Consider the following 18,501-nt stretch of genomic DNA (forward strand, 5'->3'; position numbering starts at 1 on the left):
ATTATTCAGCCCTTCTGTCGTGGAGAATCTCGACGCCGTGCAACCTTCCGGCGCTCCCGCCGGTTGAACCGCCAATCGAGACAGTGCCAGGGAGAGTGCCGATGAACCGCGTGTCGATCCTGGAGGAAAAGGGCAGTTTCCGGCTGGTGGCCTGCGATGGCCGCTTCGCCGTGGTGGAGGCGCGGGCGGGACAGGTGTTCGGCCTGCCGGATGACGCGGAGGGTGGCCGCGACGGCGCCTCCGACAGTCCCGACGGCATCGCCTCCGTCGCCCGCTGGACCGGCGAGGACGAGGCCCGCGCCCTGATGCGCGACCTGTCGGAGCGTGGCGACGAGCTGTCCCGCCGCATCTGGTGATCCGCCGGAACCCCGGCCGCGTACCGCCAATTAGATAGTGCGGAGCGCATCATGGATGGAACTGGCGGCGAAGCGGAAAGCGAGCCGGACGGCAAGGCGCCCGGCATCACCTGGATCACCGGCGCCAGCAGCGGCATCGGCCGGGCGCTGGCGATCCACCTCGCCGACGGCGGTGCGCGGGTGGCGCTCTCCGCCCGCTCGGTCGAGGATCTGACGGCAACGGTGCAACACAGCCCGGACCGCATGCGCCTGTTCCCGCTGGACGTCACCGACCGCGTCGCCACCACCGCCACAGTCGCCGCCATCGAACGCTGGTTCGGTCCCATCGACCGGGCGGTGCTGAACGCCGGCACCCACAGTCCGATGTCGCTGGAGGATTTCTCCGCCGACACCGCCCGCCGGCTGATGGAGGTCAACTATATGGGCGTGGTCCATGGGCTGGAGGCGCTGCTGCCGCGGATGCGGGCGCGCGGGTGCGGACAGGTGGCGGTGGTCGCCTCCGTCGCCGGATACCGCGGCCTGCCGACGGCGGCGGCCTATGGCCCGACCAAGGCGGCGCTCATCAACCTGTGCGAATCGCTGAAGCCAGACTGCGACCGCGCCGGGATCAGGCTGCAACTGGTCTGCCCCGGCTTCGTCGACACGCCGCTGACCGCCCGCAACCCCTTCCCCATGCCGGACCTGATGCCGGTGGAGGATGCCGCCCGCCAGTTGGCCGACGAGATGGAGGGCGACGGCTTCGAGATCACCTTCCCCAAGCGCTTCACCCGCAAGCTGAAGCTGGCGCGCTGCCTACCCTATCGGCTTTACTTCCCGCTGGTGCGCAAGGCGACCGGAACATGATGGACGATTCCCGACGGCACGGGCCCAAAATCCAGGGACTGGACGCCTGGGTCGACTTCTTCGAGACACTCAGCGTCCATACGCTCGACCGGCTGCCGGCGCTGACCGTGCCGGAGGTGCGTTTCCGCGACCCCTTCAACGACGCCCGCGGGCGCGATGCGGTGCGCGCGGCAATGGTCCACACGCTGAACGGCTGCCGCGATCTGCGCTTCACCGTCACCCACCGGCTGTTCGCACCCGATCTGGCGATCCTGCGCTGGCGGTTCGAAGCGACGGTGACCGGCATCGGCCGGATGGACGTGATCGGCACCAGCGAGGTGCGGCAGGCCCCGGACGGCCGGGTGGCCGAGCACATCGACCATTGGGATTCCGGCGAGCATGTCTATCTGCGCCTGCCGCTGCTGGGCGCCCCGCTTCGCCTCATTCGGCGGCGGCTGGGGGCCGCACCGCCGGATTGACGACGGTATCGGGCCGGACCATCCGGCCTTCGGGCAGGAAGAACAGGCTGACCGTGCCGATCCACAGGCCCCAGCGATAGACGTTGGCGCGGTTGATCAGCGCATCGCCCGGCTGCAGCCACATCCAGTCGTCGAAGCGTACGCGCCAGCGGTCGCCGCCCACCTTCAGCGCCATCTCGTAGGTCCAGTTCAGCGCGTTGCCGGCCGACCGCCCCACCGCCGTGCCGATCACGTCGTCGGCCCTCCCCTCATAATATCCCTCGCCCGTCCTGACGATGCGCCAGACCCGGCGGTCGGTCTCGCCGTCGGCATAGAGGAAGCGTTCGTCCAGCACCAGCTCCCGCCCGTCCCACCGTCCGTCGATGGCGACGGTGAAGCTGCGGCGCAGCGTGCCGAACCGGTCCTCGAACACGCCCCAGGCATGGGTGCGCCCGGCGAAATACTGCTCGATCCGCAATTCGGGCGTGTTGCCGGCGAAATCCCCGATCTTCATTGCAGGGGTCCTCCGCTCACGGCTTGCGAAAGCGCCAGAGCCCGACATCGATGGTCCCGGCGCGGAACCCGGCCTCGCAATAGGCGAGGTAATAGTCCCACAGCCGGCGGAACCGGTCGTCGAATCCCATCGCCGCCACCTGCGGCCCGGCCTCCAGGAAGCGCCGCCGCCACTCCGCGCAGGTGCGGGCATAGGAGTCGCCGAAAGTCTCCACATGCTCCACCACCAGCCCAGCCCGCTCCGCCTCGGCGCGCAGGGCCGACGGACAGGGCAGCATGCCGCCGGGGAAGATGTGGCGCTGGATGAAGTCGCAGCCGCGGCGGTAGCGCGGGAACCGCGCGTCGTCGATGGTGATCGCCTGGACCACCGCCGCCCCGCCGGGCGCCAGCCGGTCGCGCAGGGCGGCGAAATATCGCGGCCAATGCTCCTCCCCCACCGCCTCGATCATCTCGATGGAGACGATGCGGTCGAAGCTGCCTCCAGCATCGCGATAGTCCATCAGCCGCAGATCGACCTGCCCGGCCAGCCCGGCCCGCTCCAGCCGCGCGCGGGCGAAGGCCAGCTGCTCCGCCGACAGGGTCAGCCCGACGACCGAGGCGCCGCGGCGGCCGGCCAGATGCTCGGCCATCCCGCCCCAGCCGCAGCCGATCTCCAGCACCCGGTCGCCGGGCCTGAGTTGCAGCAGGTCGGCGACGCGGGCGATCTTGGCCTCCTGCGCGTCCTCCAGGCCCTGCCCCTCCCGCTCGTACAGGGCGGAGGAATAGGTCATGCCGGGATCGAGCCACAGCCGGTAGAAGTCGTTGCCCAGGTCATAGTGGAAGGCGATGTTGCGGCGGCTGCCGCGGCGGGAGTTGGCGCGGCTGCGGTGGAACAGCCGGTTGGCCGCCGCCGCCGCGACCGTGCCCCTGAAACCTCCCTCCCTGGCCCCACCGCCGATCGCCGCCTCGTTGCGGATGGCCAGTTCGATCAGCGCCGGCAGGTCGCCGCTGCGCCACAGCCCGTCGCCATAGGCCTCCGCCATGCCGACCGCGCCGCCCAGCATCAGCCGCCGCGCCGCGGCATCGTCGAGCAGCGTCAGGTCGGCCCGCGGACCCTCGGCCGGATCGCCGACGCACATCGTCCGCCCGTCGGGCAGGCGCAGGGTCAATTCACCCCGGCGGATGCCGCCGGCCATCCTCATCAGGGCGCCGGTCCACAGGTCGCGTCCGGTCACCAGCCGCAGCCACCGGGGGTGACGTCGAGGCGCGGTCGCAGCGATGTCGGTAGCGATGTCGGTCATGAATGGCCTTCTCGGAAACGGTCAGGAACAACGATATCTTTCACGACTGTGACGGGATGCGCCGGGGCCGGCGGGCGCGGGCGGATCGCCAGCCCTTTGCGCCACAGGTGCAGCGCCTCCCAATGGATGCCGGCCACCACCTTGGCGGTCATCAGCGGGTGGCGGGCCCAGGCGCGCAGGATGGCGCCGTCGGTCAGCTCCACCCGCCTCAATGTCAGCGACGCATGCAGCACCGGCCCCCCGGCGTCGGTCTGGCGGATGGCGACCTCCAGCGGCTCCCCCGCTTCGCCCTTGGGCGGGCGGATGCGGAAATGATAGGCGGTCTCCATATCCATGAAGGGCGAGACGTAGAAGCGCTTGTCGCACTGCTGGCGCACCAGCCCGTCCGGTCCGGACGCCGCCGGGATCAGATAGGCGTGGCGCTGGCCGAAGGTGTTGGACACCTCATGGATGATGGCGGCGAGCGTCCCGTCCCGGCGGTGGCAGAACCAGACGCAGAGCGGGTTGAAGACGAATCCCAGAACCCGTGGGAAGCACAGCAGCCGGATCGGCCCGCCCCCCTCGATCCCGGCGGCGGCAAGCTGGCCTTCGGCCCAGCCCTTGATGGCCCAACTCGCCCTCTCCCCCCCGGGGAGAGGGTCGGGGTGAGGGGGATGCATGGGGTGGATTCCGTGGGAACGTGGAGTGTGCGACTCTTGAAGATCCTCGCCGCGCTCCCCCCTCACCCTAACCCTCTCCCCGGGGGGGAGAGGGGATTCTCCGGCATCCTCCCCCAACGGCCCGAAATCGCGGTCTCGGAACCCGATCAGCCCGAAGCGGTTGTGGGCGAACAGCCGCAATTCGCGGTCCAGCCGGGGAAGCTCGTCCAGATCGGCCAGCAGGCTGAACACCCGGTAGGACAGGCGGTGCCGCACCGGCTTCACCCGGTGATGCATCACCGTGCCGACATAAAGGCCGGAGGCGAAGCGGGATGGCTCCATCACGCGGTCTCCAGCTCTGCGCTGCGGATTGCCGGCGCCGGTCCCGGATGGATGCGGCCCGACGGGTTCGGCACCGTCCAGGGCCGGCGCACGCCGCCCAGCGCCTCCGCCACCGCCAACCCCGCCTGCGCCCCGTCCTCGTGGAAGCCGGCGCCGAAATAGGACCCGGCGAACCATGTCCGCCGCCGGCCCTGCAGGCTCCACAGCTGCCGCTGCGCCGCCAGCGCCTCCATCCCGAAGATCGGGTGGTCGTAGAGCACGCTGCGCAGGATGCTGCCCTCGCGCGGCGGACGGATGGGGTTCAGCGTGACGAACAGGTCGCGCTCGCGCGGCAGGAAGCCCTGCAGCCGGTTCATCCAGTAGGTCACGCACAGGGCGTCCTGTCCGCCGTCTTGGCCGCCGTCCCGCCGCTCGGCCAGATAGTTCCAGCTCGACCACACCGCCCGACGCTTGGGCATCAGGGCGGGGTCGCTGTGCAGGATGGCGAGGTTGCGCTCGTAACCGAAGGCGCCCAGCAGCCGGCGCTCCTCCCCGCCGGCATCCTCCAGCAGGGCCAGCGCCTGATCGGCATGGGTGGCGATCACGACATGGTCATGGGCGCGCAAGTCGCCGCGGCGGTCGCGCAGCAGCACGCGGCCCTCCTCGCGGACGATGCCCTCCACCGCGCAGTTCAGGCGCAGGGCGCCGGGCATGTCGGCCAGGATGCGGCCGACATAGCTGCGGCTGCCGCCCTCCACCGTGCGCCAGACCGGCCGGCCCTTGAGCTTCAGCAGGCCGTGGTTGTCGCAGAAGCGGATGAAGGCGGCGGCGGGAAGGCCGCGCATCGCGTCCGCCGGGCTGGACCAGATGGCGGCGGCCATCGGCAGCAGATGGTCGCGGATGAAGGCGTCGGAATAGCCGCCGCGGTCCAGCACGTCGCCCAGCGTCAGCGTCTCCGCCGCCGGGCCTTGCTGCAATTCCGCCAGAAGGCCCGGCGCTTCGCGGTAGAAGCGCAGGATGTCGGCGATCATCCGCCAGAAGCGCGGGCGCAGCAGGTTGCGCTTCTGCGCGAACAGGGCGCCGGGCGTGCCGGCATACTCCACCCGCCCGCCGTCGAGCGAGGCGGAGAAGCTCATGTCCGTCGCCCGCGTCGGCACGCCCAGATGGTCGAACAGGGCGACCAGATTGGGATAGCAGGGCTCGTTGTAGACGATGAAGCCGGTATCGACCGGGGTGGCGCCCTCAGCCTCCCCCTCCACTTCCACCGTGTTGGCATGGCCGCCCGGCCGGTCCTCCTTCTCATAGAGGGTTACGCGGTGCGCCTTCGACAGCAGCCAGGCCGCCGACAGCCCGGCGATGCCGGACCCGACCACCGCGATGTCGAGTGGCGCCGGTGCAGTGAGGTCGGGCGGGGAAAGCGGCATGGGGCGGTCCTTGGAGATTTTGTCGGGGGCGGATCTTGTCGGGGGGCTTGGCGGCGTTTGAACCCGGACCCTAACCCGAAATGGGTAGCGCCGGCCTGTGATCGAGATACGGCGACCGATCGAGGTTGGATCATCGCCACGCCCACGCTTTCCCGCCAGCGTCGAAAAGACGCGATCGGCGGTGATCCGAAGCACAGGCTGCGGCGTATCGTGGCCATGATCGCCCAATTGGCTTCCCTTCTGACGCATGCCGCCGGAGCCGACCGGACGCCGGATCCCAAAAGGATCGGACAGGCCGCCCGCGTGTCGGCCAATCCAGCGGCGGCCGATCCCGCCGCCGCAAGGCTGGCGGCGGACCAGTCGGCCGATCTGGTCGCGGTGGCGGCGGGCGACCGCGCGGCCTTCGCCCGGCTGTTCGCCCACTTCGCCCCGCGGGTGAAGGCCTACATGCTGAAGCTGGGGATGCCGGCGCAGCGGGCGGAGGATCTGGCGCAGGACACCATGCTGTCGGTTTGGCGCAAGGCCTCGCTCTACGACCCGGCGAAGGCGGAGGCGGCGACCTGGGTATTCACCATCGCGCGCAACCTGCGCATCGACATGCTGCGCCGCGAGCGCCATCCGGAGGTTTCCGACGACGAGTTGCAGGAGCATGAGGACGACCGCCCCCGCGCCGACGAAGTGCTGGACGGCGACCGCCGCGCCCGCCGGCTGCGCGGCGCACTGGCCTCGCTGACGCCGGAACAGGCGGAGGTGGTGCAGCTGTCCTTCTTCGCCGACCTCGCCCACCCGGCCATTGCCGAACGGCTGGACGTTCCCCTGGGCACCGTGAAATCGCGCCTGCGTCTGGCCATGGCCAAGATCCGCAAGGCGCTGGGAGACGACGACCGATGACCGCCCGCCAACCCGCCGCCCGCCAACTCGTCCTGCCGAACCACCACCCCAGCGACGCCCTGCTGGTGGCCTATGGCGCGGGCAGCCTGGGAGAAGGGCTGTCGCTGGCCGTCGCCGTCCACCTCGCCCACTGCCCCGACTGCCGCGCCACCCTGGCGGAGGTGGAGGCGCTGGGCGGCGCCCTGCTGGAGGATCTGCCGCCGGCTCCGCTGGAAAACCTGTCGCTCGCCGCCACCCTCGACCGGCTGGAGCGGGAGGAGGCGCCGGGCAATCCCTGCAAGGCCATGCGGATGCGGCCGCGATGCAGCCGCCCCGCCGGCCCTGCCGCCGCGTCCCTCCCGGGTCCGCTGCGCGCCTATGTGCCCTCGCTGGAGACCCTGTCCTGGCAGCGGCTGGCTCCCGGCGTGCGGCGGGTGGAGCTGCTGCCGCGCACGTCGTCGGGCGGCGCGGCCCAGCTTCTGCGCATCGCCCCCGGCACCGCCCTGCCCCACCACGGCCATGGCGGGCTGGAGCTGACCGTGGTGCTGAGCGGCCATTTCGCCGACGAACTCGGCCGCTACGGCCCCGGCGATCTGGCGGAGGTCGACGGCGACACCAACCACCAGCCCATCGCCGACAGCCACCGCGACTGCATCTGCCTGATCGCGACGGACGCGCCGCTGCGCTTCACCGGTCTGATGGGCCGGCTGATGCAGCCCTTCATCGGGCTATAGGCTGCGGGCTGTAGGCTGCCTACAGCAGATCCTTGAACAGCAGCTGCGCCGGCGGTTCCTTGTCCTTGCCCCGCTTGCGCGCCTTCCCCTTCGCCTTTTCCTTCGCCACGTCGGGCGGTAGCTCAGGCGGCAGTTCGGGTGCCGGTTCGGCCGGCGATCCGGCTGCCGCTTCGGGCTGCTCCACCGGCAATTCCGGCGCGGCCATCGGCATCGGCGGTTCGGCCACCGGTTCCGGCTGCACGGCCGGTTCCTGCACGGCCGGTTCCTGAGCGACCGGTTCCGGCGCCGTCACCGCTTCCACGGCCACCTCCGCCGCCGGCTCGGCGGGCTGTGCAGCCTCGGGAGCGGCCTCCACCTTTTCCTTCTTCTTCCGGGGCGGCCGGCGCGGGGCGACGCCGACGCCTTCCTTGGCGCGCTGCTTGGCCTTTTCGCGGGCCTGGGCCTCCGGGGCCTCGGGACTGTCGGTCAGCCATTTGCGGCGCTTGATGACCTCGTTCACCCGGCCCTGGTTCACGCCCAGCTGGAAGGCGATCTCCTGCTGGGTCATGTTGGTGGTCTCGTGCAGGTGCAGGATCTCGGCGGCCAGCTCCGGCGTCATCTTGCGCCCGGTCAGGCGCCGGGCCGGCCGGACGGAGCGCTGGGAGCGGTCGCGCGCCCTCAGGGACTCAAGGATCTCCAGCGCGGCCGTGTTGCCCGCCGCCTTCAGCGCGTCCTCGAATTCCTTCAGCGTCGCCATAAGTCCCCCTCCCGCTGTCGCTGGTCCGTCCCCTGCCGGTCCCCGCAGCAACCGGCAGGATCACAGATAGTTCGCCGTCTGGCGATGGAAAAGCCACCATGGATGTCGGGGGGATGCCGGGGGGATGTCGGGGCAAGCATGGCGGTCAGGCCGGAAAGCGCAGATCGATCCGCGTGCCGCTGCCGTCGGCGGGACCGTGGCTCAGGTCGCCGGACAGCTGGGCGGCGAGGCTTTGGATGATCTTCCAGCCCAGGCTGGGCAGGCGCTGCACATCGAAGCCGTCCGGCAGGCCGATGCCGTCGTCCATCACCAGCAGATGCAGTTGGCCCGGCTGGTCCGGCACCGGGTTCAGTTCGATGGTGACGGTGCCGCCGCCGCGGCCGGCGAAGGCGTGTTTCAGACTGTTGGTCAGCGCCTCGACGATCAGCATCGCCAGCGCCAGCACCCGTTCGGGCGATTGCGGCGCTGCCCGAACGGCCACGCGGCAGGCCACGCCGGGGACGCCGGCCGCCGCCAGCATGTCCCGGCACAGCGCCTCGACATGGCTGCCGAATTCGTCGCCGGAGCGTGGATCGTGCAGCCGCCGATGCACCCGCGCCATGGTGTCGAGCCGCCGTCCCGCCTCCTCCAGCGCCGCCATCGCCCCGTCCGGCGAGCGGGCGACCGACCGCCTCTGCAAATCCAGCAGGGAGGAGACGAACTGCATGTTGTTGGCGACGCGGTGCTGCAGTTCGTGGAACATGGTGGTCTGCGCCTCCAGCAGGGAGGCGGTTCGGCGGCGCTCCTCCTGCAGGCGGTCCAGCGCAACCTGCATTCCATGGATCAGCGCGATATCCACCGCGACCACCACTGCGTAGAAGACCAGCGCCAGTGCGACCGCCCCATCCAGGGCGAAGCTGTCGAAGGGCGGGATGTAGAAATACCAGGCTGCCAGCCCCGAAAGCACCGCCGTCACCACCCCCGGCCCCCGCCCGGCAATGAAAGTGGTCAGGATCACCGCCGGGAAGAAAGTGAGATAAGGAAAGCCGGGCGGCAGGGTGTTGTCGACCAGCCGGCGCAACAGCAGGGCTGAGGCGAAGGTCAGCACGGCCATGCCATAGCGCGCCGCCGGGCCGCGCCGCAGCAGCGAAAAGCGCGCGAACCAGTGCAAGACCGGCCGATCGGACCCCATCGACGTCACTTCCCCCAATTCCCTGCACAGACATATGACCGGCACTCGTCGCTTGTAAGGTCAGGGAGAAGTCCGTGCACGTGAAATAACGGCCGCCCCCCGTGACCATCGTCGGGCGAAGCCCGGCGGCTGCCTTCGCCGCCCACGCGCCCGATTCGTCCAAAGCTGTTCACAACTCCGCCACATCCGTTCATGCCGGGCGGGCACTTTGTTCAATCCACGGAGCGATTGTGACGTTGCGCGGCGGCCGGAGCCTTCCGCCCCGGCGCCCCACGAACGACCAAGGCTGAAGGAGCCCCGCCCCGTGAAGACCCGCCCCGTGAAGTCCCATCTGAGCGCGCTCGCCATCGCGGCCACCCTGTCCGTCTCCGCCCTCGCCCTCTCCGGCACCGCCCAGGCCGGCGCCACCTTCGACGGCGTGAAGCAGAAGGGCTATGTCCAGTGCGGCGTCAACCTGGGCCTGTACGGCTTCTCCGCCCCGGATGACAAGGGCAAGTGGTCGGGCCTTGACGTCGACATGTGCCGCGCCGTCGCCGCCGCCATGTTCGGCGATGCCGAAAAGGTGAAGTACACCCCGCTGTCGGCGCAGCAGCGCCTGCCGGCGCTCCAGTCCGGCGAGATCGACATCCTCGCCCGCAACACCACCCGCACCCTGACCCGCGACACCGCCAACGGCCTCAACTTCGGCCCGACCAACTATTTCGACGGCCAGGGCTTCATGGTGTCGGCCAAGCTGGGCCTGAAGAGCGCCAAGCAGCTGAACGGCGCCACTGTCTGCGTCCTGCCCGGCACCACCACCGAACAGAACGTGTCGGATTACTTCCGCGCCAACAAGATGACCTTCAAGCCGGTCGTCATCGAGAAGAACGAGGAGCTGAATAAGGCCTTCTTCGCCGGCCGCTGTGACGCCCTGACCTCCGACGCCTCGCAGCTGGCCGCCATCCGCGCCGCCGAGGTGCAGAACCCCAACGACTACGTCATCCTGCCCGAGCTGATCTCTAAGGAGCCGCTGTCCCCGGCCGTCCGCCAGGGCGACGAGGAGTGGATGAACCTGGTCACCTGGACCTTCTACGCCATGGTCCAGGCCGAGGAGAAGGGCCTGACGTCGGAGACCGTCGACGCCGCCATGACCTCTCCCGATCCGGACGTGAAGCGCCTGCTGGGCGTCACCGCCGGCAACGGCAAGGCGCTGGGCGTCGAGGAGAACTGGGCCTTCAACGTCATCAAGCAGGTCGGCAACTACGGCCAGAGCTTCGAGCGCAACGTCGGCGCCGGCTCCAAGCTGAAGATGCCGCGCGGCCAGAACGCCCTCTACACCGAAGGCGGCATGATGTACGCCCCGCCGATGAAGTAAGGCCGCGTATTGCCCCCACCCTAACCCTCCCCCGCTCTCGGCCGGCCAGAGGCCGGTCCGATCGCAGAGGAGGGAACTCCGCCACCCCGCGACAGACTCCCTCCCCCGCCCAGCGGGGGAGGGTCGGGGTGGGGGCAAGTGTCCGCCACGCCTCACTCCCCCGCACGGAGCAACACCATGACAAACCCGGTCCAGGCGCTGAATTCCGCGCGCGTGCGGGGGTGGCTGTATCAGGCATTGTTCCTGGCCTGCGCCCTCGCCGTCGCCTGGTATCTCGTTTCCAACACGCTGACCAACCTCGCCACCCGCGGCGTCGCCACCGGCTTCGGCTTCCTGCACCGCGAGGCCGGCTTCGAGATCGGCGAGAGCCTGCTGTCCTATTCCGCGTCCGACACCTATCTGAAGGCGCTGGTCGTCGGCCTGCTGAACACGCTGGCGGTGTCGGCCGCGGGCGTCGTGCTGGCGACCGTGCTGGGCGTGCTGATCGGCATCGCGCGGCTGTCCTCCAACTGGATGGTGAACCGCTTCGCCACCCTGTATGTCGAGACGATCCGCAACGTGCCGCTGCTGCTGCAGCTGGTGGTCTGGTACACCATCATGAACCGGCTCCCCAGCCCGCGCGAGGCGCTGGAGGTGGTGCCGGGCATCTTCCTCAGCAACCGCGGCATGAAGTTCCCGGTTCTGGTGGAGCATGCCGGCCATGGCTGGGCCCTGCTGGCGCTGATCGCCGGCATCGCCGCCGCCATCGCCATCGTCCGCCACGGCCGCCGCCACCGCGAGGCCACCGGCAAGCCCTTCCCCACCCTGCCGGCCGCCATCGCCGCGGTGCTGCTGCCGCCGGCCCTGGTGTTCGTCGCCACCGGCGCGCCGCTGGCCTTCGACGTGCCGGTGCTGTCCGGCTTCAACTTCGAAGGCGGCGGGTCGGTCACCCCGGAATTCACCGCGCTGCTGATCGGCCTGTCGGTCTACACCGCCGGCTTCATCGCCGAGATCGTGCGCTCCGGCATCCTCGCCGTGCCGCATGGCCAGACGGAGGCCGGGCTGGCGCTGGGCCTGTCGCCGGGCAAGATCCTGCGCCTCGTCATCCTGCCGCAGGCGCTGCGCGTCATCGTGCCGCCGCTGACCAGCCAGTATCTGAACCTGACCAAGAACAGCTCGCTGGCCGTCGCCATCGGCTATCCGGATCTGGTCAGCGTCTCCAACACCTCGGCCAACCAGACCGGTCAGGTGGTGGAGGCGGTGGCGATGATGATGGTCGTCTATCTCATCATCAGCCTTGCGATCTCCGGTTTCATGAACTGGTACAACCGCCGCGTGGCCCTAGTGACGCGATGAGGGACCCGATGAGCAAGCAGTTCCCGGCCGATCAGGCCCCCGTCTCCGCCGGTCCCATTCCCACCGGTCCCGTCCCCCCCGCCCATTGGGCCGCCTCCTACGAGGAGGAGCCGACCCAGGCCTCCGCCCCGCCCCAGGCCAACGGCATGACGGCGCTGAAGCCCTTCGGCTGGGCCAAGGACAATCTGTTCAACACGCCGCTGAACACCGTCCTGACCCTCGCCTGCCTCGGCCTGCTGTGGCTGGTGGTGCCGCCGGCGGCGAACTGGCTGCTGCTGAAGGCCAGCTGGTCCGGCTCGTCGGAGGCCTGCCGCGAGGCGGCCGGTGCCTGCTGGTCGGTGATCGTGGTCAAGCACCGGCTGATCTTCTTCGGGACCTATCCTTATGACGAGCAGTGGCGCCCCTTCCTGGCCTGCGCCCTGTTCGTGGCGATGCTGGGCGCCAGCGGCGTGCGCGCCTTCTGGCGGCCCTGGCTGGCCGGCGCCTGGGCGCTGACGCTGGTCGGCATGGGCGTGCTGATGTGGGGCGGCGTCGCCGGTCTCAGCTATGTGCCGAACGACCGCTGGGGCGGCCTGCCGATCACGCTGATGCTGTCGGTCTTCTCCATCGCCATCGCCTTCCCGCTGTCGATCCTGCTGGCGCTGGGCCGCCAGTCGTCGCTGCCCGCCATCCGCACCTTCTGCGTCGGCTTCATCGAGACGATGCGCGGCGTGCCGCTGGTCAGCGTCCTGTTCATGGCGTCGGTGATGTTCCCGCTGTTCCTGCCGGAAGGCGTCACGGTGGACAAGCTGCTGCGCGCACTGGCCGGCATGACCCTGTTCACTGCCGCCTACCTTGCCGAAGCCGTGCGCGGCGGGTTGCAGGCGATCCCCAAGGGCCAGTACGAGGCCGCCGACGCGCTGGGCCTCAGCTACTGGCAGAAGACGGTGCTGATCGTCCTGCCCCAGGCCCTGCGCATCGTCATCCCGCCCATCGTCAACCAGTTCATCAGCGCCTTCAAGGACACCTCGCTGGTCACCATCGTCGGCCTGTACGACCTGCTGACTGCCGCCACCGTGGCGACGACCGACCCCGAATGGCGCCCCTACTTCGCCGAGGTCTATGTCTTCGCCGGGCTGATGTTTTGGATCTTCTGCTTCAGCATGTCGCGCTACAGCCAGTGGCTGGAGCGTCTGGCCAACCGCTACACCCGCCGCTGACCGGCCTTCTGGAGACACGTCATGACCGAGAACGCCATCATCGAACTCCGCAAGGTCGGCAAGTGGTACAACAGCTACCACGCGCTGCGCGACGTCAGCATCAGCATCAAGAAGGGCGAGAAGGTCGTCGTCTGCGGGCCGTCGGGCTCGGGCAAGTCGACGATGATCCGCTGCATCAACCGGCTCGAGGCGCACCAGACCGGCCACATCATCGTCGACGGCATCGAGCTGACCGACGACGTCAAGGCGGTGGAGAAGATCCGCCGCAAGGTCGGCATGGTGTTCCAGAACTTCAACCTGTTCCCGCACCTGACCGTCCTGCAGAACCTGACGCTGGCCCCGATCTGGGTCCGCGGCATGGCGAAGTCGGAGATCGAGGAAATCGCCATGATGTACCTGAAGCGGGTGCGCATCCCCGATCAGGCGCACAAGTTCCCCGGCCAGCTGTCCGGCGGCCAGCAGCAGCGCGTCGCCATCGCCCGCGCGCTGTGCATGCGGCCGGAGATCATGCTGTTCGACGAGCCGACCTCCGCGCTGGACCCCGAAATGGTCAAGGAGGTGCTGGACGTGATGACCGAGCTGGCGGGCGAGGGCATGACCATGGTCTGCGTCACCCACGAAATGGGCTTCGCCCGGCAGGTCGCCGACTCTATTGTCTTCATGGCCGAGGGCTCGATCATCGAGAGCGGGTCGCCGGCCGAATTCTTCGAGAACCCGAAAAGCGAGCGCACCCGCCAGTTCCTGGGCCAGATCCTGGAACATTGAGGCGACAGGGGCGCTGAGAGGCGGATAAGAGGGCCATGCCGGCGACCATTGCCATCACCGACGACGACGCGGTGACGCGCGAGACGCTGAAGTCCTACCTGACGGACGAGGGCTTCGACGTCCTGCTGGCCCGAAGCGCCGAGGAGCTGAAGGAGCTGCTGACGACGACGGCGGTTGACCTCGTGCTGCTCGACATCCGGCTGCCGCGCCAGGACGGGCTGACCCTGACCCGCGAACTGCGCGCGGCGTCGGAGATCGGCATCATCCTGGTCAGCAGCCGGGCGGAGAAGCTCGACCGCATCATCGGGCTGGAGATGGGGGCCGACGACTACATCGCCAAGCCGTTCGAGCCGCGCGAGATCCTGGCGCGGGTGCGGAATCTGCTGCGCCGGCTGAAGGCGCCGGGCGACCAGCGCGACGACCGCCGGCGCAGCTTCGCCGGCTGGACGCTGTGGCTGGACCGCATGCGCCTGACCGACCCGCAGGGCAATCCGGTGCGGCTGACCGGTGCGGAGTTCGAGCTGCTGTCGACCTTCGTCTGCAATCCCGGCCGGGTGATGAACCGCGACTATCTGCTGACGGCGACGACCCGGCGGAAGACGGACGCGACCGACCGCACCATCGACAGCCTCGTCCGCCGCCTGCGCCGCCTGATCGAGACCGACCCCGCCGACCCGAGGCTGATCGTCACCGTCCACGGCACCGGCTACCTCTTCGCCGGCGACGTCACGCAGGACGGGTAAACACTCCCTCTCCCCCTGGATCCCCTCTCCCCCGGGGAGAGGGAGAGCGGGGCGGGAGAGGGCGCATCCACCGAACCCCGAGCAAACTCCCCCGTCGCTTCAGTCTTGCGGCGGCCACGCGCTCGGCAACCTGGGCCACGGAAATCGCGGAAATTTTTCGCGCGCTTCCGTGGCCCATTTTTTATGCATCGAAACGGGAAACCGGCTTATTCCGAAGTCAACTCACCACATCCGGTTGCTTTTTGTTTTGCAGCATTCCTCCATAGGAAAGTCATAGATCGTCTGGCAGCGGGGGAAAACCGGTTGATGTCTTGCCCCGTCCCTCCCCGATTGCCTCAAATGCAAACGAAAAGACACGAACTGTTCACAAATGAACGCTAAACCGTTCAAAGGGCCCTGCGACGATATGCGTGTAGCAATCCGTTGAAACCGTTCACTGGCGGCGGGGGTTTGGGCATGACGGCGATCTCGACGAAAACGGGCGGCACCCTGGACGACGGCGGCGCGCGCCACCGATTCTGGACCCTGCGCCGCGCCATGGTGTCGGTGGTGGGCGTGCTGGTGGCGGCGCTGATCGCCAGCCAGGCCTGGGTGTCGCAACGCTACACCGACTTCGCGCTCGAAACCTTCAACAGCAGCGCGGCGGCGACCCTGCGGGTTCTGGCCAACGACCGCATCCGCAAGAACTACACGGACTGGCTCCAGAACCACGCCAACGAATGGAGCCGCGACGCCTTCCTGGTCGACAGCATCAACCAGAAGGACCCGGCCAAGACGATGCTGGCGCTGAAGAACATCAACGCCCGACCGGTGGTGGTCGACCGCGAGGTTCGGCTGGTCTCGGTCGCCGTGTACGACGCCGACATGGCGCGCATCGCCGCCACCGGCGGGGAGCAGGACAGCGTCGCCACCGTCGCCCCGCTGTTCGAGGCGCTGAAGTCGCGCGACATCGCCGACAAGCGCCGCCCGGCCAGCCTGCTGTGGCGCGACGGCCAGGGCCGGCCGCTGTTCAGCATGATCGTCCCCATCGGCGGCTTCCGCGTCCTGGGCTTCCTTGAGGTGGTGACCGATCCGCTGCCCGCCCTGTCCAGCCTGGGCGCCGTTCTCGACGCCGACATCCGCTTCACCGACGGCAAGGGCGGCGTGCTGTTCGAGGCCAAGGGCAACGACCCGTCCGACCATGCCAAGCTGTCCACCACCACGGTGGCGCTCGGCGGCGACGGTGGCTTGCCGTGGGCGACCGCGGAAATCTCGCGCGACGTCGCGGATTTCGTCGGCGCGACGGAGGAGTTGCGCAACGGCGCGATGGAAATGGTCGGCGCCTTCGCGCTGGCCGTCGCCATCGCCGCCGCCCTGCTGCTGCGCGTCGCCGTCTTCGCCAACCTGCGCAAGTTCGCCCGCGCCATGGAGCAGATCGCCGCCGGCGACCTCTCCATCGAGATCCCCCGCACCGGCCGCGACGAGCTGGCGGTGATGGCGACCGCGCTCCGCCACCTGCGCGGCAGCGTGGAGCAGGTGCTGCTGATGAAGCGGATGGTCGACAGCAGCCCGGTGCCCACGGCGCTCCTGCGCACCGACGGTCAAGTGGGCTTCGTCAACCCCGCCGCCCGGACCTTCTGCGAGGCGCACGGCATCGACCCCGCCGGTCCCGACCTGCTGGCGCAGGGGCCGGACTTCACCGCCGACTGCACCGATCCCACCCGCCCGCCGATTCCGCGCCGCACGCTGACGGTCGGCGAGACGACGGTGGAGGCCCATGTCGACACCGTCTTCGACGACCAGGGCAACGTGCTGGGCAAGACCCTGTCCTGGACCGACGTGAGCGAGCAGATGCGCTCCGCCGCGCTGGCCCGCCAGCTGATGGATGACGTGCATCACGTCGCATCGGGCGTCGCCACCCAGTCGGGCCAGCTGCGCGAGCTGGCCGACGCGCTGCGCCGCGAATCGGCCGGCACCATCGACAGCACGGTCAGCGCCGGCAGCTTCGTCGCCGAGAGCAACCGCAACGCCACCACCTGCAACGACAGCGCCGGGGCGCTGATGGACACCATCGGCACCGTCTCCAACCTCGCGACCGAGGCGGCCGGCGTGGTCGGCGCCACGCTGGACGAGCTGACCGCCGCCCGCGAGGTGGTCGGCCAGTTGGGCGAGAACACCGAGCAGATCCGCCGCATCGTCGACGTCATCACCGGCATCGCCCACCAGACCAAGCTGCTGGCGCTGAACGCCACCATCGAGGCGGCGGCGGCCGGCGTCGCGGGGCGCGGATTCGCCGTGGTGGCGGCGGAGGTGAAGAAGCTGGCGGAGGAAACCGCCAACGCCACGGTGCAGATCGCCAGCTCGGTCGGCGCCATCAACGGCAGCATCCAGAACACCGTCGGCACCTTCGCCCGCATCTCCGGCTCGGTCGAGCGCATCAACGAGGTGCAGGACCTGATCGGCGAGGCGGTGGCCCGCCAGACCGAATCCTCCACCGACATCCGCAACCGCGTCGGCGTGATCGCCGGCAACACCGGGGAGGTGGCGGCGCTGATCGACGGCGTCAGCGCCCAGGCGGCGCGCACCGGCGGCATCGCCGCCTCGCTGACCGAGACGGCGAACACGCTGGCCGAGGAGGCGGCTTCGCTGCATAGTCTGCTCGGCACGCTGCGCGCCGGGCAGGCGGCCTGACCCCGCCCGCCGCAGGACGGCGGGGAACGGGACGGGTCGGGGGACTGGTTGGGGGGACGAGTCTGGGGATGGGTGTCGGGATGCGGCTGCTGTTGCTTCTGCTGCTGGCGATCGTGTCGGCCTCGCCGGCACTGGCCCCACCGGCGCGGGCCGAGGACGGCGACACGCTGGAGCGCATCCACAGCCGCGGCTTCCTGATCTGCGGCCTGCGCAGCGGGGTCAGCGGCATCTCCTTCTCCGATCCGCAGGGCCATCTCGACGGCTTCCTGGTCGATGTCTGCCGGGTCTTCGCCGCGGCGACGCTCGGCAATTCCCAGGCGATCCGCGTCGTCCGCCTGCCGGAAAAGCCGCAGGAATACCAGGCGGTGGAGAAGCACGAGGTCGACGTGGCGCTGACCACCACGACCTGGACCTTCAGCCGCGACCTGTCGAACGACATCGAATTCCTGATGCCGCTTCTGCATGACGGCCAGGGCTTCGCCATCCACAGCGACGGCGCGCCGCCGCCGCTCGACCGGCTGGGCGCCCGCACCGTCTGCGTCAAGACCGCCACCACCACCGTCCGCAACCTGGAGGACTATATCCGCAAGTCCGACCTGCCCTGGACGATCCGCACCTTCCAGACGCTGGACGAGGCGCTGCAGGCTTTCCTCGCCCATGAATGCGACCTGCTGACCACCGACCGCACGGTGCTGGTCACCTCGCTGGCCGGCTACCGCCAGGCCGGGATGGGCATCACCATCTACCCCGACGTGATCTCGCGCGAGCCGCTGACCCCCTACATCGCGCGGGGCGACCGCAACTGGTACGACATCACCCGCTGGGTGCTCCACGCCATCGTGCTGGCCGACGCCAAGGGCGTCACGGCGGCGGATGTGCAGGCCGGCCGCATCCCCGACGACCCCGAACTGCACCGCATGCTGGGCCATGCCGGCAGCGTCGCCCGCACGCTGGGCCTGCCGGACGACTGGGCCTTGCAGGTGCTGGCGCAGGTCGGAAACTACGGCGAGATCTTCGACCGCAACCTCGGCACCCCCTACGGCATGGACCGCGGGCAGAACAGGCCCTGGACCCAGGGCGGGTTGCTCTACGCGCCGCCGTTCCGGTAACGC

The 18,501-nt window shown here is 69.5% G+C and carries 18 protein-coding genes; 12 read left to right on the forward strand and 6 right to left on the reverse strand.

All coding sequences use genetic code 11. The features are described 5' to 3' along the window. Window positions 1-101: 101 nt before the first annotated feature. From FZ938_RS12250 to FZ938_RS12260, 3 genes are read left to right on the forward strand one after another with little or no spacing between them, the layout of a single operon-like run. Entirely contained in the window at window positions 102-356 is a 255-nt protein-coding gene (locus FZ938_RS12250) for a hypothetical protein (RefSeq protein WP_149198769.1), read from the forward strand. A 51-nt stretch (window positions 357-407) separates the two neighbouring features. Continuing rightward, entirely contained in the window at window positions 408-1,199 is a 792-nt protein-coding gene (locus FZ938_RS12255; RefSeq protein WP_149198770.1) for an SDR family NAD(P)-dependent oxidoreductase, read from the forward strand. Beyond that, on the forward strand, window positions 1,196-1,657 hold the full coding sequence (locus FZ938_RS12260; RefSeq protein WP_149198771.1) for a nuclear transport factor 2 family protein: 462 nt from the start codon (window positions 1,196-1,198) through the stop codon (window positions 1,655-1,657). The genes FZ938_RS12255 and FZ938_RS12260 overlap by 4 nt, the downstream gene beginning before the upstream one ends. On the opposite strand, the gene FZ938_RS12265 is transcribed toward FZ938_RS12260, so the two are convergent. Genes FZ938_RS12265 through FZ938_RS12280 form a run of 4 tightly spaced genes read right to left on the reverse strand, consistent with a single transcriptional unit; the run spans window position 1,620 to window position 5,812 of the window. After that, window positions 1,620-2,150, reverse strand: coding sequence for a DUF3833 domain-containing protein (locus FZ938_RS12265; protein WP_149198772.1), 531 nt, complete (start codon window positions 2,148-2,150; stop codon window positions 1,620-1,622). The genes FZ938_RS12260 and FZ938_RS12265 overlap by 38 nt on opposite strands. A gap of 16 nt (window positions 2,151-2,166) precedes the next feature. Further along, entirely contained in the window at window positions 2,167-3,429 is a 1,263-nt protein-coding gene (locus tag FZ938_RS12270; RefSeq protein WP_149198773.1) for an SAM-dependent methyltransferase, read from the reverse strand. Further along, window positions 3,426-4,409, reverse strand: a complete 984-nt coding sequence (locus tag FZ938_RS12275) for a DUF1365 domain-containing protein (RefSeq protein WP_149198774.1) — start codon at window positions 4,407-4,409, stop codon at window positions 3,426-3,428. The genes FZ938_RS12270 and FZ938_RS12275 overlap by 4 nt, the downstream gene beginning before the upstream one ends. Further along, entirely contained in the window at window positions 4,409-5,812 is a 1,404-nt protein-coding gene (locus FZ938_RS12280; RefSeq protein ID WP_149198775.1) for an NAD(P)/FAD-dependent oxidoreductase, read from the reverse strand. The genes FZ938_RS12275 and FZ938_RS12280 overlap by 1 nt, the downstream gene beginning before the upstream one ends. Before the next feature lie 216 nt (window positions 5,813-6,028). Between FZ938_RS12280 and FZ938_RS12285 the strand changes: the two genes are divergently transcribed. Together FZ938_RS12285 and FZ938_RS12290 are read left to right on the forward strand one after the other, a co-directional pair. Then, window positions 6,029-6,703 (forward strand): sigma-70 family RNA polymerase sigma factor, encoded by a 675-nt coding sequence (locus FZ938_RS12285; RefSeq protein ID WP_149198776.1) that lies wholly within the window; start codon window positions 6,029-6,031, stop codon window positions 6,701-6,703. Then, window positions 6,700-7,416, forward strand: coding sequence for a ChrR family anti-sigma-E factor (locus tag FZ938_RS12290; protein ID WP_149198777.1), 717 nt, complete (start codon window positions 6,700-6,702; stop codon window positions 7,414-7,416). Before FZ938_RS12285 ends, FZ938_RS12290 begins: the two co-directional genes overlap by 4 nt. A gap of 19 nt (window positions 7,417-7,435) precedes the next feature. Here the strand turns inward: FZ938_RS12290 and FZ938_RS12295 are convergent, their stop codons facing one another. Both FZ938_RS12295 and FZ938_RS12300 read right to left on the reverse strand, forming a co-directional pair. Further along, entirely contained in the window at window positions 7,436-8,152 is a 717-nt protein-coding gene (locus tag FZ938_RS12295; RefSeq protein ID WP_149198778.1) for a hypothetical protein, read from the reverse strand. Between the two features lie 145 nt (window positions 8,153-8,297). After that, on the reverse strand, window positions 8,298-9,323 hold the full coding sequence (locus FZ938_RS12300; protein ID WP_149198779.1) for a sensor histidine kinase: 1,026 nt from the start codon (window positions 9,321-9,323) through the stop codon (window positions 8,298-8,300). 304 nt (window positions 9,324-9,627) lie between these two features. Here FZ938_RS12300 and FZ938_RS12305 point away from each other — a divergent pair, with 304 nt between their 5' ends. From FZ938_RS12305 to FZ938_RS12335, 7 genes are all read left to right on the forward strand, one after another. Further along, on the forward strand, window positions 9,628-10,677 hold the full coding sequence (locus FZ938_RS12305) for an amino acid ABC transporter substrate-binding protein (RefSeq protein ID WP_149198780.1): 1,050 nt from the start codon (window positions 9,628-9,630) through the stop codon (window positions 10,675-10,677). Window positions 10,678-10,854: 177 nt separating this feature from the next. Further along, window positions 10,855-12,012 (forward strand): amino acid ABC transporter permease, encoded by a 1,158-nt coding sequence (locus FZ938_RS12310; protein WP_149198781.1) that lies wholly within the window; start codon window positions 10,855-10,857, stop codon window positions 12,010-12,012. Continuing rightward, window positions 12,009-13,211 (forward strand): amino acid ABC transporter permease, encoded by a 1,203-nt coding sequence (locus tag FZ938_RS12315; RefSeq protein ID WP_149198782.1) that lies wholly within the window; start codon window positions 12,009-12,011, stop codon window positions 13,209-13,211. Before FZ938_RS12310 ends, FZ938_RS12315 begins: the two co-directional genes overlap by 4 nt. Window positions 13,212-13,232: 21 nt before the next feature. After that, a complete protein-coding gene (locus FZ938_RS12320) occupies window positions 13,233-13,976 on the forward strand; it encodes an amino acid ABC transporter ATP-binding protein (protein ID WP_085091901.1) in 744 nt (247 codons plus the stop codon). 35 nt (window positions 13,977-14,011) lie between these two features. Then, window positions 14,012-14,719: a response regulator gene (locus tag FZ938_RS12325; RefSeq protein ID WP_149198783.1), complete on the forward strand. Its 708-nt coding sequence runs from the start codon at window positions 14,012-14,014 to the stop codon at window positions 14,717-14,719. Between the two features lie 456 nt (window positions 14,720-15,175). Beyond that, window positions 15,176-17,389, forward strand: coding sequence for a methyl-accepting chemotaxis protein (locus FZ938_RS12330; protein WP_149198784.1), 2,214 nt, complete (start codon window positions 15,176-15,178; stop codon window positions 17,387-17,389). 80 nt (window positions 17,390-17,469) lie between these two features. Next, entirely contained in the window at window positions 17,470-18,498 is a 1,029-nt protein-coding gene (locus FZ938_RS12335; protein WP_246457329.1) for an amino acid ABC transporter substrate-binding protein, read from the forward strand. Window positions 18,499-18,501 lie beyond the last annotated feature (3 nt).

The sequence above is a fragment of the Azospirillum oryzae genome (assembly GCF_008364795.1).
Taxonomy (GTDB): domain Bacteria; phylum Pseudomonadota; class Alphaproteobacteria; order Azospirillales; family Azospirillaceae; genus Azospirillum; species Azospirillum oryzae.

Coding starts and splice junctions, on each gene's coding strand:
- FZ938_RS12280 (WP_149198775.1), bottom strand. CDS start 5,812: ATGCCGCTTTCCCCGCCCGACCTCACTGCACCGGCGCCACTCGACATC.
- FZ938_RS12295 (WP_149198778.1), bottom strand. CDS start 8,152: ATGGCGACGCTGAAGGAATTCGAGGACGCGCTGAAGGCGGCGGGCAAC.
- FZ938_RS12310 (WP_149198781.1), top strand. CDS start 10,855: ATGACAAACCCGGTCCAGGCGCTGAATTCCGCGCGCGTGCGGGGGTGG.
- FZ938_RS12290 (WP_149198777.1), top strand. CDS start 6,700: ATGACCGCCCGCCAACCCGCCGCCCGCCAACTCGTCCTGCCGAACCAC.
- FZ938_RS12250 (WP_149198769.1), top strand. CDS start 102: ATGAACCGCGTGTCGATCCTGGAGGAAAAGGGCAGTTTCCGGCTGGTG.
- FZ938_RS12335 (WP_246457329.1), top strand. CDS start 17,470: ATGCGGCTGCTGTTGCTTCTGCTGCTGGCGATCGTGTCGGCCTCGCCG.
- FZ938_RS12325 (WP_149198783.1), top strand. CDS start 14,012: ATGCCGGCGACCATTGCCATCACCGACGACGACGCGGTGACGCGCGAG.
- FZ938_RS12315 (WP_149198782.1), top strand. CDS start 12,009: ATGAGGGACCCGATGAGCAAGCAGTTCCCGGCCGATCAGGCCCCCGTC.
- FZ938_RS12320 (WP_085091901.1), top strand. CDS start 13,233: ATGACCGAGAACGCCATCATCGAACTCCGCAAGGTCGGCAAGTGGTAC.
- FZ938_RS12265 (WP_149198772.1), bottom strand. CDS start 2,150: ATGAAGATCGGGGATTTCGCCGGCAACACGCCCGAATTGCGGATCGAG.
- FZ938_RS12275 (WP_149198774.1), bottom strand. CDS start 4,409: ATGGAGCCATCCCGCTTCGCCTCCGGCCTTTATGTCGGCACGGTGATG.
- FZ938_RS12300 (WP_149198779.1), bottom strand. CDS start 9,323: ATGGGGTCCGATCGGCCGGTCTTGCACTGGTTCGCGCGCTTTTCGCTG.
- FZ938_RS12260 (WP_149198771.1), top strand. CDS start 1,196: ATGATGGACGATTCCCGACGGCACGGGCCCAAAATCCAGGGACTGGAC.
- FZ938_RS12270 (WP_149198773.1), bottom strand. CDS start 3,429: ATGACCGACATCGCTACCGACATCGCTGCGACCGCGCCTCGACGTCAC.
- FZ938_RS12285 (WP_149198776.1), top strand. CDS start 6,029: ATGATCGCCCAATTGGCTTCCCTTCTGACGCATGCCGCCGGAGCCGAC.
- FZ938_RS12330 (WP_149198784.1), top strand. CDS start 15,176: ATGACGGCGATCTCGACGAAAACGGGCGGCACCCTGGACGACGGCGGC.
- FZ938_RS12255 (WP_149198770.1), top strand. CDS start 408: ATGGATGGAACTGGCGGCGAAGCGGAAAGCGAGCCGGACGGCAAGGCG.